The 16298-nt window shown below is 64.2% G+C and carries 11 protein-coding genes; 3 read left to right on the top strand and 8 right to left on the bottom strand.

Features of this window, described 5'->3' with window-relative positions; translation table 11 throughout:
- Positions 1 to 2: 2 nt before the first annotated feature.
- The 7 genes from purU to glyA are packed head-to-tail and all read right to left on the bottom strand — an operon-like array spanning position 3 to position 8765.
- Positions 3 to 875, bottom strand: coding sequence for a formyltetrahydrofolate deformylase (purU, locus tag ACLLJI_RS03385; protein ID WP_434617936.1), 873 nt, complete (start codon positions 873 to 875; stop codon positions 3 to 5).
- Positions 876 to 883: 8 nt separating this feature from the next.
- Positions 884 to 2257, bottom strand: coding sequence for an L-serine ammonia-lyase (locus ACLLJI_RS03380; RefSeq protein WP_434617933.1), 1374 nt, complete (start codon positions 2255 to 2257; stop codon positions 884 to 886).
- Positions 2257 to 2898, bottom strand: coding sequence for a sarcosine oxidase subunit gamma (locus tag ACLLJI_RS03375; protein ID WP_434617930.1), 642 nt, complete (start codon positions 2896 to 2898; stop codon positions 2257 to 2259). Before ACLLJI_RS03375 ends, ACLLJI_RS03380 begins: the two co-directional genes overlap by 1 nt.
- On the bottom strand, positions 2891 to 5854 hold the full coding sequence (locus ACLLJI_RS03370) for a 2Fe-2S iron-sulfur cluster-binding protein (RefSeq protein ID WP_434617927.1): 2964 nt from the start codon (positions 5852 to 5854) through the stop codon (positions 2891 to 2893). Before ACLLJI_RS03370 ends, ACLLJI_RS03375 begins: the two co-directional genes overlap by 8 nt.
- Complete coding sequence (locus tag ACLLJI_RS03365) at positions 5851 to 6195, bottom strand: sarcosine oxidase subunit delta (protein ID WP_283558518.1); 345 nt, start codon at positions 6193 to 6195, stop codon at positions 5851 to 5853. Before ACLLJI_RS03365 ends, ACLLJI_RS03370 begins: the two co-directional genes overlap by 4 nt.
- Positions 6196 to 6216: 21 nt before the next feature.
- Positions 6217 to 7437, bottom strand: a complete 1221-nt coding sequence (locus ACLLJI_RS03360) for a sarcosine oxidase subunit beta family protein (RefSeq protein WP_283558517.1) — start codon at positions 7435 to 7437, stop codon at positions 6217 to 6219.
- The gene (gene glyA / locus ACLLJI_RS03355) at positions 7434 to 8765 is read right to left on the bottom strand and encodes a serine hydroxymethyltransferase (RefSeq protein WP_434617923.1); all 1332 of its coding nucleotides are present in this window, start codon (positions 8763 to 8765) and stop codon (positions 7434 to 7436) included. The genes ACLLJI_RS03360 and glyA overlap by 4 nt, the downstream gene beginning before the upstream one ends.
- 135 nt (positions 8766 to 8900) lie before the next feature.
- On the opposite strand from glyA, the gene ACLLJI_RS03350 reads away from it, so the two are divergent.
- The gene (locus ACLLJI_RS03350) at positions 8901 to 9572 is read left to right on the top strand and encodes a GntR family transcriptional regulator (protein ID WP_434617920.1); all 672 of its coding nucleotides are present in this window, start codon (positions 8901 to 8903) and stop codon (positions 9570 to 9572) included.
- 30 nt (positions 9573 to 9602) lie between these two features.
- On the opposite strand, the gene ACLLJI_RS03345 is transcribed toward ACLLJI_RS03350, so the two are convergent.
- A complete protein-coding gene (locus ACLLJI_RS03345; RefSeq protein WP_283558515.1) occupies positions 9603 to 10397 on the bottom strand; it encodes an IclR family transcriptional regulator in 795 nt (264 codons plus the stop codon).
- 318 nt (positions 10398 to 10715) lie between these two features.
- On the opposite strand from ACLLJI_RS03345, the gene ACLLJI_RS03340 reads away from it, so the two are divergent.
- Positions 10716 to 14588 (top strand): hydantoinase B/oxoprolinase family protein, encoded by a 3873-nt coding sequence (locus tag ACLLJI_RS03340; RefSeq protein WP_434617917.1) that lies wholly within the window; start codon positions 10716 to 10718, stop codon positions 14586 to 14588.
- A gap of 137 nt (positions 14589 to 14725) precedes the next feature.
- Complete coding sequence (locus tag ACLLJI_RS03335) at positions 14726 to 16108, top strand: MFS transporter (protein WP_283558513.1); 1383 nt, start codon at positions 14726 to 14728, stop codon at positions 16106 to 16108.
- The last annotated feature ends 190 nt before the right edge of the window (positions 16109 to 16298 follow it).

Genomic DNA, 16298 nt, shown 5'->3' with positions numbered 1-16298 from the left:
GGTCAGCGCAGCACCACCGTCCGGTTGCCCTGCAGGATGACGCGTCCCTCGCAGTGCCACTTGACGGCATTGCTCAGCGCCTTGCATTCGGTGTCGCGCCCGGCGGCCACCAGATCCGCCGGCCCGTAGGTATGGTCCACTTCGACCACCTGCTGGGCGATGATCGGCCCTTCATCGAGCTCGCTGTTGACATAGTGCGCCGTCGCGCCCACGGTTTTCACCCCGCGCGCATAGGCCTGGTGATAGGGTTTGGCCCCCTTGAAACTGGGCAGGAAGGAGTGATGAATGTTGATCGCGCGGCCATCGAGCTGGCGGGTCAACGAATCGCTGAGCACCTGCATGTAGCGGGCCAGAACCACCAGTTCGGCCTCGTGCGTATCGATGAGCTCCAGCAGCCGGGCCTCCGCCGCCGGTTTGGTCTGTGCCGTCACCGAGACATGATGGAACGGGATGCCGTGCCACTCCACCAGTCCCTGATGGTCGGTATGGTTGGAAACGACCGCGACAATGTCCACCGGCAGCTCGCCGCTGCGCGCACGGAAGAGCAGATCATTGAGGCAATGCCCGAATTTCGACACCATGATCAGCACCTTGCGCTTGGCTCCGTGCTCGCGCAGTTGCCAGTTCATGTCCCACTGACGGGCCAGTGGCGCAAAAGCCTCGCGCAGGAGCCCTAGGGTGCTGGCGTCGCCCTCGGAGATGAAATGAACGCGCATAAAGAAGTGCCCCTGGCTGCGCTCGCCGAACTGATGGTTGTCCAGAATATCGCAGCCATTCTCCAGCAGGAAACCGGAAACGGCATGGACGATGCCGGGCGCCTCGGCGCAATCGAGGGTGAGCACATGTTCAACGAGATGCCGGTCAGCACTGGTCATATCGTCGCCTAACACTCGATCACGTTCACGGCCAGGCCGCCCCGCGAGGTTTCCTTGTATTTCGTCATCATGTCTGCGCCGGTCTCACGCATGGTCTTAATCGCCTTGTCCAGCGACACCTTCTGGCTGCCGTCGCCGTGCAGCGCCAGCCGGGCGGCGTTGATGGCCTTTACACTGGCAATGGCGTTCCGCTCGATGCACGGTATCTGCACCAGGCCGCCCACCGGGTCGCAGGTCAGACCGAGATTATGTTCAATGCCGATCTCGGCGGCGTTCTCCGCCTGATCCGGAGTCCCGCCGAGCAGTTCACACAATGCACCGGCCGCCATCGAGCAGGCCGAACCCACCTCGCCTTGGCAGCCCACCTCGGCCCCGGAGATGGAGGCATTGATCTTGAACAGGATTCCGACGGCGGCGGCCGTCAGCAGGAACCGCACCACGCCGTCGTCGCTGGCCCCGGGAACAAACTTCATGTAATAGTGCAGGACTGCCGGGATGATGCCCGCGGCACCGTTCGTAGGCGCGGTGACAATCCGGCCTCCCGCGGCGTTTTCCTCGTTGACTGCCAAGGCAAAGAGGTTGACCCATTCCATCGCCCGCAGCGGATCCTCGGCATTCTCCGGTGCCTGCAGGGTGTGGAACAGCCCCGGCGCCCGACGGGTCACCTTCAACCCGCCGGGGAGAATTCCTTCGCTGGCACAGCCGTTGTCCACGCATTCGCGCATGACCGCCCAGATCTGCAGCAGCTCCGCGCGCAGTTCGGCCTCGGTGCGCCAGGTGAGCTCGTTCGCCAGCATCACGTCGCTGATGGACATCTTATTGCGGGCACATTGTTCCAGCAGTTGGGCTCCTGTGGTGAAGGGGTAGGGCAGCACCGTGCTGTCCGGGACAATACGGTCCGCCCCGGCCGCTTCCTCGTCCACTACGAACCCGCCGCCCACGGAGTAATACGTCCGCTCGCGCAGCACCTCGCCTTCGTGATCCGTGGCACGGAAGGTCATCCCATTGGGGTGAGCCGGCAGCGATTTGCGCCGGTGCAGCACCACGTCCTTGTCAAAATTGAAGTCCACCGGATGAGTGCCGGCCAGCAGCAGCCGCGCGTCCAATGCCGCAGCGGCCACCTGGTCATCGGCCGTCGCGGTATCAACGGTTTCGGGGTCCTGCCCCTGCAGCCCCAGCACCACGGCCTTATCGGAACCGTGGCCGCGGCCGGTGGCGCCCAGGGAACCGAAAAGTTCCGCCTGGACGCGCACCGTCCGCGTCAGCTCGCCACCGGCAGCCAGGCCGTCAACAAACCGCCTGGCAGCCCGCATCGGGCCGACCGTATGGGAGGAGGACGGACCGATGCCAATGGAAAACAGGTCCAGCACGCTCAGTGCCATCAGCGCACCTCGACGGAGGCGAACTCGCGCATGCCGTCCAACAGCCAACGGCCAACGAAATCGGCAAAGGAGGCCCGCGGGAAGATCCGGAAGCGCTCCGCCTCCAGTTTCCACAGCACCACCGGGATGCTGCCGATTTCGGTGCCCAGCGCCGTCCCTACGGTGAAAGCGCGTGGGTGCAGGTCCAGCGCGCAGCTCTTCTCCAGCACCGCTAGGGCGCTGTGGCCGGCCAGCTCAAAGGTCGTCCGGTTGGCCGAAAGGTCAACCACCTGGCCTGCGCCACCGGCCAGCGCCTCGAGCAGCCGCCCTAGCAGGTCCGGACCTTTACCGTGTGCCGGGCCCACCACGAGGAACTCCTCAGGCCCCAGCCACAGCGTGCCGGTCGCTTCGCCCTCGGCCAGCGGGCCGCCGACCTCCCCGCAGCGCTCCGGCAGGCCGCCGACCACCTCGGCGATCCGCGCTCCGGTCTCCGACGCAGGATCGACACGCACACCCACCATGGTCAAAAACGGGATCTCCCGCAAGGTCACGCCCAGGCTGCCGGCCACCGATTCCTGCTCAAATTTCTCCCACAGGTGGACGGCCGGGCTGCGGCGCAGCCCCTGGAGTCGTGCGTTTGCCATTTCTGCTGTTTCAGCCATCTCGGCGCTTCCCTTCGGCATCAAAAAGTACGGTTTCTCCAACAACTACATCCACCAGCTCATCGCCCATGGCGGCGACCATGCGCTCGCCGATCCGATTGCGCCCGTTTTTGATCAGCGCCAGGCCAAACGACCTGCCCAACGCCGCACTGTGGTAACTGGACGTGACGAAACCCTGCATCGGAACGGGCCCGTAGGCCGGGTTGACCGAGACACCCGATTCCACCAGCTGGGTGCCTTCCGGAAGCCGGATGGAACCGTCCACGGGCAGCACACTGACCAGGTGCTTACGGTCAGTCCGGTTCGCTCCGGCCCGGGAGTAGGAGCGTTTGCCCACGAAGTCCTTGACCTTGGACACCACCCAGTCCATCCCGGCGTCCTGCGGCGTGACGGTGCCGTCGGTGTCCTGGCCGACAATCGGGTAACCCTTTTCGGCGCGCAGCACGTGCATTGTTTCGGTGCCGTACGGGGTGATATTGAACTCCGCACCGGCCGCGGTGACCGCTTCCCAGGTGCTCAACCCGTACCAGGCGGGGACATTGATCTCGTACGCCAGCTCCCCGGAGAAGGAAATCCGGCAGACCCGTGCCTGCACCCCGGAAGCCAACGTGGTTTCACGGAAGGTCATGAACGGGAAGGCCTCGGAATTGTCGGCACTGCCCAGGTCCAGCTCCGGGGCCAGCTTGGCCAGCACCGCGCGGGATTTAGGCCCGACGACGGCGATGGTGGTCCACTGCTCCGTCACCGAGGTGCAATACACGTCCAGCTCGGGCCACTCGGTCTGCAGCCATTCCTCCAGCCAGTCGAGCACCTTCGCCGCGCCGCCGGTTGTGGTGGTCATGAAGTAGCGGTCCTCGTCCAGGCGCAGGGTCACGCCGTCGTCGAAAATCATGCCGTCCGCCATGCACATCACGCCGTACCGGGCCAAGCCGGGCTTGAGTTTCTTGAACGCGTTGGTGTAAATGCGGTTCAGGAACTCGCCGGCGTCCTTGCCGCGGATCTCGATCTTGCCCAGCGTGGTGGCGTCCATGTAACCCACGGAATTGCGGGTGGCCGCACATTCGCGCAGCACGGCCGCGTCCATGTCCTCCCCGGCCTGCGGGTAGTACCACGGGCGTTTCCACTGGCCGACATCCTCAAACTCCGCGCCGTGCGCGACATGCCAGGGCTGGATCGACGTCACCCGGGCCGGGTCGAAGAGTTCTCCGCGTTCCCGGCCGGCCAACGCGGCGAAGGCCACGGGCGTAAACGGCGCACGGTACGTGGTGGTGCCGATCTCCCCGATCCCGGCACCGGCACCGCTGCCCTGCCCCAGGGCCGCGGCGATGACGCCGATGGCGTTGACCCCGGAGGTCTTGCCCTGATCGTTGGCGGTGCTGATGGAGGTGTAGCGCTTGATGTGTTCAACACTGCGCATCCCTGCACCGGTGGAGCGCAGCACGTCCGCGACGGTCTGGTCCCGCTGGAGGTCGACAAAATGATGGTGCCAGTCCGACGGCGTCCCTTCGAGTCCGCCGACCAGCCAGAGCGCGCGGGTGGGACCCTGGGCAACGGCCGGTTGTGCCGGCCGGGCGGCAGCCGTCGTTGCGGCGTCCACGGCGGCTGCGGTGGCAAACCCGGCGGCGACGGCGGCGACCGAACCGGCGGAGATTCCCTCCGCGACGCAATCCGAAAGGGCGTAACTGCCGCGTCCGGAGCCGATTACCTGTTGGTCCCGGACCACGGAGGAGGGCACGAATCCGACCAGGTCATCGTCCCACCGCAGCTTGCCCTGCCGCTGGCTGTGCAGGTGCACCAGCGGCGACCATCCGCCGGAGACCGCCAGCAGGTCGCAGCTGATCTCCTCGGTGTCCCCGACGGGGTTGCCGTCCGCGTCGATTGCGCTGACCGTGACGCTGCTCAGCCGGCCGGCGCCGTCGCTCTCCGTATTAACCACCGCCGCCGAGCTGATGATCCGCACATCCGCCTTACCGGCTGGGCCGGCCGCGGCGGTGGCCCGTTCCGAAGGCTCCGGCCGTGCGTCCACGACGGCGGCCACCGTGACTCCTGCCGCGCGCAGGTCGGCTACCAGATCGTAGGCGGAATCATTGGTGGTGGAAACCACTACCTGTGAGCCGGCCGCGACGGCGTAGCGGTTCAGATAGCTGCGCACGGCGGAGGCCAGCATGATGCCCGGGCGGTCGTTGTTTTCAAAGACCAGCGGCCGCTCATGGGCGCCTGCGGCCAGAATCACCTGGCGGGCCCTGATGTGCCAGATGCGCTGCCGCGACACGCCGTCGGCCGCGGGGCTACCGAGGTGGTCCGTGCGGTTCTGTACCGCCAGGACGTAGTTGCTGTCGTAGGAACCGAACGCCGTCGTACGGTTGAGCACCGTGCATTCTTCGCCGGAGATCAACTCCGACTCGACGTCCTGGACCCAGTTCAGCGCCGGTGTGCCCTGCACCGTCTCGGCGCGGCCGGACAGCAGACTTCCGCCCAGCTCGGGCTGGTCGTCGATCAGGATCACCCGCGCCCCGGTCCGCACGGCCGCGCCTGCCGCGGCCAGCCCGGCGGGACCACCGCCGACGACGAGCACATCGGTGTGCACGTATTTCTTGTCATAGAGGGCCTTGTCCTCGGCTGGATCCAGCTGGCCCCGGCCCTGCAGGTATTCCGCGGTGAGGCCGTCCACCAAGGACACCGCCGTTGCCGGCAGCATTGATTCATCCGCATGACCGGGGAAGCGCCCGATGACCTTGACCATCGCGTTGGCCTCCTCCACTCCGGCGGACATGATGCCGCGGGGCCGGTCCTCATACAGTGAATTGCCGGCCGCAATGTGCCCGTTGGCCAACAGCGCGGAAGCGAGGGTATCCCCGGGATGGCCGGTGAACTCGGCACCGTCAACGGTAAAGCGCCAAGTGATGCTGCGGTCGATCCGGCCACCGTGGCCGATTCGGGAGGTCTGCGGGGTCATGACTGCGCTCCTTTCTGCTGGGTTTGTACTGTGCTGGCTGGAAACTGGCCGGCCGGCGACTGGCCACCGGGAGTGGGGCTGGTGGAGCCCATCGGGTAAACGGCCTTAACCTCGTAGCTGACGGTGTCCCGCAGCATGTTGAACCATTGCCGGCAGCCGGTGCTGTGGACCCAGCGTTCGGCGAAGTCGCCTCTGGTGTTGTCGCGGTAGAACAGGAACTCGGCCCATTCCTTATCCGTCATCGCGTCCGTGTCTTTCGGATAGGGCACGTGGGCCTGGCCGCCGTAATGGAACTCGGTTTCGTCCCGCGGGCCGCAGTTGGGGCATGAAAACAGCAACATGGGGTGTGCTCCTTGCTTCGTCTAGTGAGCCACGGCAGCGGCGCCGTGCTCGTCGATCAGGGCGCCGGTCTCGAAACGCTCCAGCGAGAACGGCGCGTTCAGGGGGTGCGGCGCGCCGGTGGCAATGGTGTGGGCGAAGGTCAACCCGGCCCCGGGGGTCCCCTTGAACCCGCCGGTTCCCCAGCCGCAGTTCACATACATGTTCTCCACCGGGGAAAGACCGACAATGGGCGAGGCATCCAAGGTGGTGTCGACGATGCCGCCCCAGGTGCGCAGTACGTGGGCACGGGCAAAGATCGGGAACAGCTCGACGGCGGCAGCCATCTGTTCCTCGATCACGTGGAAGGAACCGCGCTGGCCGTAACCGTTGTAGGAATCCACCCCGGCACCCATCACCAGCTCCCCCTTATGCGCCTGGGAAACATAGACATGGACATGGTTGGACATGACCACCGTGGGATGGACCTGCTCATGAAGTTCGGAGACCAGCGCCTGCAGAGGGTGCGATTGGATCGGCAGCCGGAAGCCCGCCATTTCCGCCAGCACCGAGCTGTGTCCGGCCGCGCACAGCCCGACTTTTTCGGTGTTGATCGTGCCGCGGTTGGTCTTCACGCCGACCACCTTGTTGCCATCCTTGAGGAAGCCGGTAACCTCGCAGTTCTGGATGATATCGACCCCCATTTCGTCGCACTTGCGGGCAAATGCCCAGGCCACATGGTCATGCTTGGCGATGCCGGCCCGCGGCTGGTAGGTCGCCCCCATCACCGGGTAGCGGATGTTGTCGCTGATGTTCAGGATCGGACACAGCTCCTTGACCTGCTGCGGATCCAGCCATTCCGCGTCGACGCCGTTGAGTTTGTTCGCTCCGACCCGGCGAATGCTTTCGCGGACGTCACCGAGGGTGTGGGCCAGGTTCATTACGCCGCGCTGGCTGAAGAGGAAGTCGTACTCCAGTTCCTCGGGCAGGATTTCCCACAGTTTCAGCGAGTGCTCGTAGATCGCCGCGCTTTCATCCCACAGATAATTCGACCGGATGATCGTGGTGTTGCGGGCCATGTTCCCGCCGGCCAGCCAGCCCTTTTCCAGCACGGCGATATTCGTCATGCCGTGGTTTTTGGCCAGAAAGTACGCGGTGGCCAAGCCATGGCCACCGCCGCCGACGATGACGGCGTCATAGGACTTTTTGGGGTCCGGGTTGCGCCAGAGGAAGTCCGGGTGTTCGGGGAGATGTTCAGTTATCATGCTCCGGCTCCGATCAGATCTGCTGTGGATGCTACGGCGGATGAGCCGCCGCCGTTCTCCAGATGGGGGTAAAGCGGGTGCCGGGCAGCCAGTGCGGCAACGCGGGCACTTAGGGCGGCTTCGTCGTCGGCACCGAATTCGGGGAGCAGCGCCGCGGCAATGATGTCCGCCACCTCGGTGAAGTCTGCAGCGCCGAACCCGCGGGTTGCCAGTGCAGGGGTGCCGATCCGCAGCCCGGAGGAAATCATCGGCGGCCGCGGGTCGAAGGGGACGGCATTGCGGTTAACCGTGATGCCGATCCGATGCAGACGGTCTTCACCCTGCTGCCCGTCCAGCTCGGAGTGCCGCAGATCCACCAGGACCAAATGGACATCCGTGCCACCGGTGACCACCGAGATCCCGGCGGCCGCGACGTCCTCGGCCAGTAAACGCTCGGCCAGAATCCCGGCGCCCTCCAGCGTACGCCGTTGGCGGTCCGCAAATTCCGCACCTGCGGCGAGCTTGAAGGCCACCGCCTTGGCAGCAATCACATGCTCCAGCGGTCCGCCCTGCTGACCGGGGAAGACGGCGCTGTTGATCTTCTTGGCCAGTGTCTGCTTGCTGAGGATCACGCCGCCGCGGGGGCCGCCCAAGGTTTTGTGCGTCGTCGTCGTGACTACGTCAGCGTAGGGTACCGGATTCGGGTGCAGGCCCGCGGCCACCAGTCCGGCGAAATGTGCCATGTCCACCATCAGGTAGGCGCCCACCAGATCGGCAATCCGGCGGAATTCGGCAAAATCCAGCTGGCGGGAGTAGGCGGACCAGCCAGCCACAATCAGCTGCGGACGGTGCTCGAGCGCCAGCGCCTCCACCTCCACCATGTCCACCAGCAGGTCCGTCTTGCGCACATGGTACGGAACCACGTTGTAGAGTTTTCCGGAGAAATTGAGCCGCATCCCATGGGTGAGGTGGCCGCCATGGGCCAGATCCAGGCCCATGATGGTGTCCCCCGGAGACAGCAGAGCAGCCATTGCCGCCGCGTTGGCCTGCGCGCCGGAATGCGGCTGGACATTTGCCGCTTCCGCACCAAAGAGGGCCTTGACCCGGTCAATGGCCAGCTGCTCGATGACGTCCACGTGCTCGCAGCCGCCGTAGTAGCGCTTGCCGGGATACCCTTCGGCGTATTTGTTCGTCAGGACCGATCCCTGCGCGGCCATGACTGCCGCCGGAGCGAAGTTTTCGGATGCGATCATCTCCAGAGTGGACTGCTGGCGGAGCAGCTCGAGGGAAATGGCCCGGTCGACTTCGGCGTCGACTTCGGACAATGGATCGGTGAGCAGGTCTGCCATCGGTTTCTCCTTTGAAATAAAGCCATGCGGTGAAATATTAGATTTGCATCTACTGATATATCAGTGCTGGTTGAATGCTATGATCGATCTCACAGATAGTCAAGGGGGCTGCGGCCGACCCAGTCAGGAGCGTACGTGAACGCCTTACCGGAAATGCCGCCAGCCGAAGCCGAAGAACTCTCCTTGGCGGAATCCGCTTACCGGAGGATCCGGGACAAACTCATCATGCTGGAGATCAGGCCGGGCGAGCCGCTCAATGACGCGCAGCTGGCCGGCGAACTGAGGGTGGGGCGCACGCCGGTCCGCGAGGCGCTGAAAAAACTGGAAATCGACCACCTGGTGGTCTCGTACCCTCGTCGCGGCACGTTTGCCACCGTCGTGGATATCACCGAACTCGCTGACGTCTCGGAGATCCGGCAGCTGCTCGAGCCCCTCGCAGCCCAGCGGGCCGCGCTGCGGGCGACCCCGGACCTGCGCGAGGAGCTGCGCGCCGTGGCGCGGACCATCGGCACGCTGGATACCCGCCCCACCGACCAACGTGAGCTGATGGGCTATGACCTCACCGTGCACCGGCTGATCTACAAGGCAGCCGCCAACCCGCATCTGGAGGACGCCCTGATCAGATACGACAATCTGGCCACCCGCATCTGGTGCCTGGTGCTGGATAAGGTGCCCTCGGTCAGCGGCCACATCACCGAACACGTCCGGCTGCTGGAAGCGATAGCCGACGGCGACGCCACCTTGGCCGCCGAACTGGCACTGGAGCACGTGGCCAGTTTTGAAAAGACCATCCGCAGCGTGCTGTAAGCCCCGCCGGGCGGGAACCCACCCGCGCGGTCAGCCCGCCAGCCTGCCGCCCAGACGGGTGGAGACGGTCCGGGCGGCAGCCAGGACAAGGCCCGCCAGCAGGGAAATCCGCTCCTGTCCCGTTCGGGATCGTGGTGCCGAGGTCGTGATGCAGCCAACCACGACGCCCCGATAGTCGCGGACCACCGCCGAAATGCCGACTTCTTCGAAGGTGGTATACCCGTCATTGACGGCGTAGCCCTGCTTTTTCACCTCTGTCAGATGCTGCAGGTAGTCGCTACCGAGCCCGGATTCCAGCGAATGGGTAATCAGCCCCTGATCCAGCATCCCCTGCGCGGTCGCAAACGGCAGTTCTGCCAGGAAAGTCCGCACCGAGGAACTTTCATACAGGTTGTATCGTGTTCCGATGGGCGCGGTGTGCTTGACCTGGTGCGGGCTGGGAATCTGTTCCACCACCACGGCCTCGGTGCCGTTCCAGACGGCCAGCGCACTCGTTTCCCCGGTCAGTTCGGTCAGCCTTTCAAGCTCGGCGTGCGCGGCCCGACGGACATCGAGTTCGGCCAGCAGCGGCCCGGAGAGCCCGATCAATCCCAGCCCCAGACGAAATCGCCCCGTTTCCTCATCGCGCTCCACATATCCTGCGGTGGCCAGCCCCGTCAGGATTCGGGAGACGGTACTTTTGTGCAGGTTCACTTTCTGCGCTATTTCCGTTACCCCGAGCACCGGCTTCTCGATGGAAAACGCCTCGAGCACGCCCAGCCCGTTAAGCAGAGAAGCGGCAGCCCCTTGAGGCAGCTCATCGCTCTGCCGTGGCCTTCCTGCCATCGTTCCATCCTCACGTACACCCGCACCCGGCGGCCGGTCCGCGGTGAAATCACCGTGATTCCCCATCATAGAACGGGACGGCCGGAAAATATCTTCGAATACCCCTTGTGGCGTTGCTTAGATAGCAACTATATTGAACTTACAGCAACGTACTGTGAATTACATCACTTTTTGGTCGCCGGGTCCCACCGCCACTGCACAAGTGACACGCGTGATCCTCCCGATGACAGCACCCCCCCCAGAGAGCAACTCCAGCCAGTTCCGGAGCAGACCGTTCCACAGCAGACAGTTCTCATTCAGAACCTGAAAGGCAACAATATGAAGCGCATCGGAGTAGACGTTGGCGGTACATTCACGGATTTCTATCTGTCGGATGACGAAACAGGCCGGGTGGTCATTGAAAAGGTCCCGTCAACGCCCGACGACCCGTCGCGGGCCGTCCTGCATGGCCTAACCCTGCTGACAGCCAAGGCCGGCATCGAACTGTCCCAGGTGGACGAGTTGGTCCACGGCACAACGGTGGCGACGAATATTGCCCTGACGCACACCGGCGCGGAGGTGGGCATGATTACCACGGAGGGTTTCCGTGACATCCTGCACATCGCCCGGCACAAGAAACCCTTCAACTTTTCCCTGCAGCAGGAACTGCCCTGGCAGAGCTCTCCGCTGGTGAAGCGTCGCCACCGTCTCACCGTGAAGGAGCGGATCACGGTTCCAGATGGCGGGATCCTGGTCCCCTTGGACGAGGACGAGGTGCGCGTCCGGGTGCGCGAGCTGCGCGATGCCGGCGTCGAGTCGATCGCGGTGTGTCTGCTGCACTCTTACCTGAACCCGATGCATGAACAGCGGATCAAACAAATCATTCAGAACGAATTTCCCGAGGCGTTCCTCTCCATCTCCAGCGAGGTTGTCCCGCTTTACCGTGAATTTGAACGGTTCTCCACCACGGCGCTGAACGCCTACGTGGGGCCGAAGGTCTCCCGCTACCTGGCCAGGCTTTCCGCCCAGGTCAAGGAGCTGGGCTACACCCGTGACGTACTGCTGATGCAGTCCTCCGGCGGTATGACCCCAATCGACGTTGCCGGTGAGCGTCCGGTCAACCTGCTGATGTCCGGTCCCGTGGGCGGCCTTATTGGAGGTATCTGGGCGGGCAAGCAGGCCGGCTTCGACAATGTCGTGACGCTGGATATCGGCGGCACCTCGGCGGACATCGGCGTTGCACCCGGCGGCGAACTGCGGATGCGTCATCTGTTGGACACCAAGGTCGGTGATTATCAGGCGATGGTCCCCATGGTGGATATCGACACCATCGGCGCCGGCGGCGGTTCGATTGCCTTCGTCGACGACGGCGGCATCTTCCGGGTCGGCCCCGCTTCCGCGGGCGCCCGGCCTGGTCCGGCCTGCTACGGCCATGGCGGTACGAAGCCCACGTCAACCGACGCGCAGGTGGTGTTGGGCCGGCTGCGCGCCAAGCGCAACCTTGCCGGTGGCGAAATGCAGATGAACGTGGATCTGGCCCGGACCGCGATGTCCACGGTGGCGGACCAGCTGGGCATGACCGTGGAGGAAGCGGCGCTGGGCGCCCTGCAGATCCAGAAATTCGGCATGAGCCAGGCCATTGAGCTCAACTCCGTCCGCCGGGGCTACGACCCCCGGGACTTCACCCTGGTCGGAGGTGGCGGGGCCGGAGCCCTGTTCGCCTGTGAAATCGCGGCCGAGCTGGACATTCCCACCGTCCTGATCCCCGCGCATCCCGGCATTATCGCCGCCACGGGCCTGGTCGCCACGGATCAGAAGTACGAATACGTTGCCACCGCCCGGTACACCCTGCCGGATGTGGATAGGGCAGGACTTGAATCCCGGTACGCTTCTCTGTCCCTCGACGCCGTCACGCAATTGACCGCCGATGGGATCCCGGCGGACCGCCGGGTGCTGCGCCGGCTGGCGGACGGCCGCTATGAGGGCCAGGGTTACGAGGTCCGCTTCGAAGTCCCCGAGGGGGACATCACAGAGGCCTGGCTCGAGGAGCTGGTGGAGCGCTTCCATCAGGCGCACGAGACCGAATACGGACACCGTTTCGCCACCGGCCGGGTGGAAATCGTCAACATCCGTGTTGAGGGCATCGGGATCATGGACGAGCTGCCCGCCCCGATCCTGGGCCGGGCCTCCGGCGGGCTCGACCGGGCGCTGCTGGACACCCAGGATGTCGTCTTTGACGCCGCCGGGAAGCCCGGATTCTTTTCTACGCCGTTCTACGACCGGGAACTGCTCGGCGCGGGCCAGCGCCTGGATGGCCCGTGTGTGATCGAGCAATATGACTCCACGGTCGTGGTGCCGCCGGCGTTCAGCGCCACCATCGACAACCACGGCAACATTGTCATCGCCTGCCCGAAGAAAGACCAGGAGGGCGCCGGCAGCGAACTGGCCACGCCGATTCTGATGCGCGTCATCGGGGGTGCCTTTAATTCGATGGCCAAGGAGATGGCTTCGGTGCTGTTCCGGATGTCCTATTCCTCCATCATCCGCGAGTCGGAGGACCTGGGTGCGGGCATCTTCGATGCCGACGGCCATGTGCTGGCCGAGTCCGACTCGACACCGATGTTTATGGGTGCGATGCCCAAAATTGTCCGCGGCGTGATGAGCGTGCTGGGCGATGACATCCACGAAGGTGACATCATCCTGCACAATGATCCATATCTGGGGGCCACGCACTCCCCCGATGTGGCGATCGTGATGCCGATCTTCTTTGAGGGCGAACGGATTGGTTTTGCCGGGGCCTCCGGCCAGCTGCTGGACATCGGCGGTGCCTACCCGGGCCTGGCCGTGGACCTGGTGGACAACAAGGCCGAGGGGCAGATTTTCCGGGCCGTCAAAATCGCCGAAAAGGGCGTCCGTCAGGAAGCGCTGCTCAAGCACATTCTTGCGAACACCCGTACGCCAACCCACAATGCCGGTGATCTGGAAGCCATGATCGCCGCCTGTGAGCTGGCCACCAGCCGATTCCTGGATGTCACCAACCGGTATGGGAAGGAAGCGGTCAAGCGGGCCGGTGAGCAGTGGATCAACTACTCCGAGGCGATGCTGCGGGCCGAGATCGCCAAGGTGCCGGACGGAGTCTACGAGACCGAGGTCGGCTACCTGGACGATGACGGCAAGAACTACGGCAAGAAGCTGCCGATCCAGGTCAAGGTCATCATCGAGGGCGATCAGATCACCTATGATCTGACGGGTTCGAGCCCGCAGGTGGAGACGGGCTATAACTGTCCGTTCGAAGGCACCACGGTTTCCGCCTTTGCGTTCATCACCCGGATGATTTTCCTGGATGAGGTGTCGCACTCGGTCTTCGTTCCGCAGAACGAGGGGATGCTCAAGCCCATCAAGGTGATCGCGCCCAAGGGGACGATCTTCAACCCGAACTATCCGGCAGCCTGCATTGCCCGTTTCGCGCAGGTCCAGCGCGTCGTGGATCTTGCGCTGCGGGCGCTTTCACCGGTCCTGCCGGAGAAGATCACCGCGGGTAACTCCGCCCACATCCACTTCCTTTCCTACTCGGGCTGGAGCGAAGCAGCCAAGGAGTACTGGGTTTACCTGGAGGTCAACGAGGGCTCCTACGGTGGACGACCGGACAGCGACGGGCTCGACTCGGTGGACAACCTGATCGCCAATACGCGCAACAACCCGATCGAGGAACTGGAATGGCGGTTCCCGATGCGCACCGACCGCTACGAGCTGCGCAGCGAGGCCGCCGCGCCGGGAGAATTCCGCGGCGGGATAGGAATCGTGCGGGAAAACACCTTCCTGACGGACACCGTGGTCACCTGCGAGGGCGAGCGCCACGAATCCGATGAACCGTGGGGCATCTTCGGCGGTTACCCGGGACTCAACGGTTCACTGGTGAAGAACGTCAACCGCGACGGCGAGGAAAACTGGCCGTCCAAGGTCACGGCCCGCCACCTCAAGGCCGGGGACTCGCTGCAGATCACCGTCCCCAGCTCCGGCGGGTACGGCGATCCGCTCAAACGCGATCCGCAGAAGGTGCTCTCCGATGTTCTGGACGAGTTCACCACCGTGGAACTCGCGGAAAGGGACTACGGTGTCGCCATCAACGTCACGGCCATGACGGTTGACGATCGGCGCACCGCACAGCTGCGTACGGCAGAGCTGCGTACCGCTGCAGCGGTCATCGTCTAAGCGGGATCGGTCGGAAACCCGGCGGCCGTGGGGCGGATGCAGCAGCATCCGGCCCGCGGCCGCCTTCGTTTTACCCTCCACCGGTCAGGTTCCGCTTCGCACGCCTCGGACCTGACCCCAGTAGATAAGGAAAGTCAATGGAAACACCCATCGGAACCACCGTCAACTCGGTAGTATCCGCTCCAACCCCCGTCACCACCAGGGATGTGCGCATCGCAACCTGGATCTGCTTCTTTGCCTGGACTTTCGCCGTCTATGACTTCGTCCTCTTCGGCAACCTCTTGCCCAAACTTGCCCACGATTTGGGCTGGGCTGCCTCCCAGTCCACGGAAATCAACACCTGGGTGACGGCCGGCACTGCCCTCGTGGCGTTCGCCGTCGGTCCGCTCGTGGACAAGATCGGTCGGCGAAAGGGCATCCTCATTGCCGTGGTCGGAGCCGCGGTCGCGTCCATTCTGACGGCGGTCGCGGGACTGGTCATCGGACTGGTGGCCGGCGTCGGCCTTGTGCTGCTCATTGTGGTCCGTTCCGTGGCCGGCTTGGGCTACGCGGAGCAGGCCATCAATGCGGCCTATCTGAGCGAAATGTTCGCTCATGTGTATTCCGATCCGGCCAAGGCGCGCCGGCGCGGCTTTATCTACTCGCTCGTGCAGTCCGGCTGGCCTGTTGGCTCCGTGCTGGCGGCCGGCTCGATTTATGTCCTGTTTCCGATCGGCGGGTGGGCGCTATGCTTCATTGTCGCGGCGGTGCCCGCCATCTTTATCGTGATTGCCGGCAGGTGGCTGAAGGAGAGCCCGCAGTTCACCGCCCGCGCTGGCGCAGAGAAATTGTTGGCCGCAGGACGGACCGAGGAGGCACTGGCGCTCGCCCACAGTGTCGGCGTGGACCTTTCAGACAAGGCCAGCCCGCTGGCCTCGGCCTTTAAAGGTGAGTCGCTGCGGTCAACACTGGTGATCGGCTTCGCCTTCATGCTTAGCTGGTTTGGCGTGCTGGCGTTCGCGATCCTCGGAACGTCGGTGCTGACCGCGGCCAGCGGCAAGAACCTAGCGTTCGACAGTGCCTTGGGGATTTTAATCATCTCCAACGCAACCGCCTTCGCCGGGTATCTCTTCCACGGCTGGCTGGGCGACCGGCTGGGTAGGCGCAACGCCATTTCCATCGGCTGGATTCTCTCGTCCGTGTCCTTCAGCGCGATGCTGCTGGCGCCCAACGGGGGTTTCGCGTTGATCATCACGCTCTACAGCGCGGGTCTTTTCTTCCTGATCGGCCCGTTCTCGGCCCTGCTGTTCTTCAACGGCGAGAGCTTTCCGGTGCATACCCGCGCCACCGGAGGCTCCATCATCAACGCCGCCGGGCAGGTCGGCGCCATCTTTGCCGGTCTGCTCATTACCGTGTCCCTGACCAACGGACTGTCGTGGACGGCGGCTGCCTTCTACTGGGGGTGCCTGCCCATTCTGGCCGCCGGAATACTGCTGCTGGGGGCCCGCAACGTGGATCCGCGCCAGGTGCGCAGCGACTAGATCCACCGACGCCAACCCGACCACGATGGCTGCGGTCCGCGATATGCGGGCCGCAGCCTTCCGCAGCTCGGGCCCAAAAACATTTAACCGCAAACCTCTTGTCTGTTGCTGACTCAGCAACTATATTTGTAATACAGCAACAGCCAAGAGATGTAACTCACTCTCAGCTTCTGCTTTTGCAGGTTAGTCC

It is taken from the genome of Arthrobacter sp. A5 (assembly GCF_051131705.1).
Classification (GTDB): Bacteria; Actinomycetota; Actinomycetes; order Actinomycetales; family Micrococcaceae; genus Arthrobacter_M.
Note: the sequence above shows the minus strand (reverse complement) of the source record. Positions and strands in the feature narration are given on the sequence as shown.

Bases quoted from the DNA above. Each gene is read 5' to 3' on its own strand.
- purU (WP_434617936.1), bottom strand. From the start codon at position 875: ATGACCAGTGCTGACCGGCATCTCGTTGAACATGTGCTCACCCTCGAT.
- ACLLJI_RS03380 (WP_434617933.1), bottom strand. From the start codon at position 2,257: ATGGCACTGAGCGTGCTGGACCTGTTTTCCATTGGCATCGGTCCGTCC.
- ACLLJI_RS03375 (WP_434617930.1), bottom strand. From the start codon at position 2,898: ATGGCTGAAACAGCAGAAATGGCAAACGCACGACTCCAGGGGCTGCGC.
- ACLLJI_RS03370 (WP_434617927.1), bottom strand. From the start codon at position 5,854: ATGACCCCGCAGACCTCCCGAATCGGCCACGGTGGCCGGATCGACCGC.
- ACLLJI_RS03365 (WP_283558518.1), bottom strand. From the start codon at position 6,195: ATGTTGCTGTTTTCATGCCCCAACTGCGGCCCGCGGGACGAAACCGAG.
- ACLLJI_RS03360 (WP_283558517.1), bottom strand. From the start codon at position 7,437: ATGATAACTGAACATCTCCCCGAACACCCGGACTTCCTCTGGCGCAAC.
- glyA (WP_434617923.1), bottom strand. From the start codon at position 8,765: ATGGCAGACCTGCTCACCGATCCATTGTCCGAAGTCGACGCCGAAGTC.
- ACLLJI_RS03345 (WP_283558515.1), bottom strand. From the start codon at position 10,397: ATGGCAGGAAGGCCACGGCAGAGCGATGAGCTGCCTCAAGGGGCTGCC.
- ACLLJI_RS03340 (WP_434617917.1), top strand. From the start codon at position 10,716: ATGAAGCGCATCGGAGTAGACGTTGGCGGTACATTCACGGATTTCTAT.
- ACLLJI_RS03335 (WP_283558513.1), top strand. From the start codon at position 14,726: ATGGAAACACCCATCGGAACCACCGTCAACTCGGTAGTATCCGCTCCA.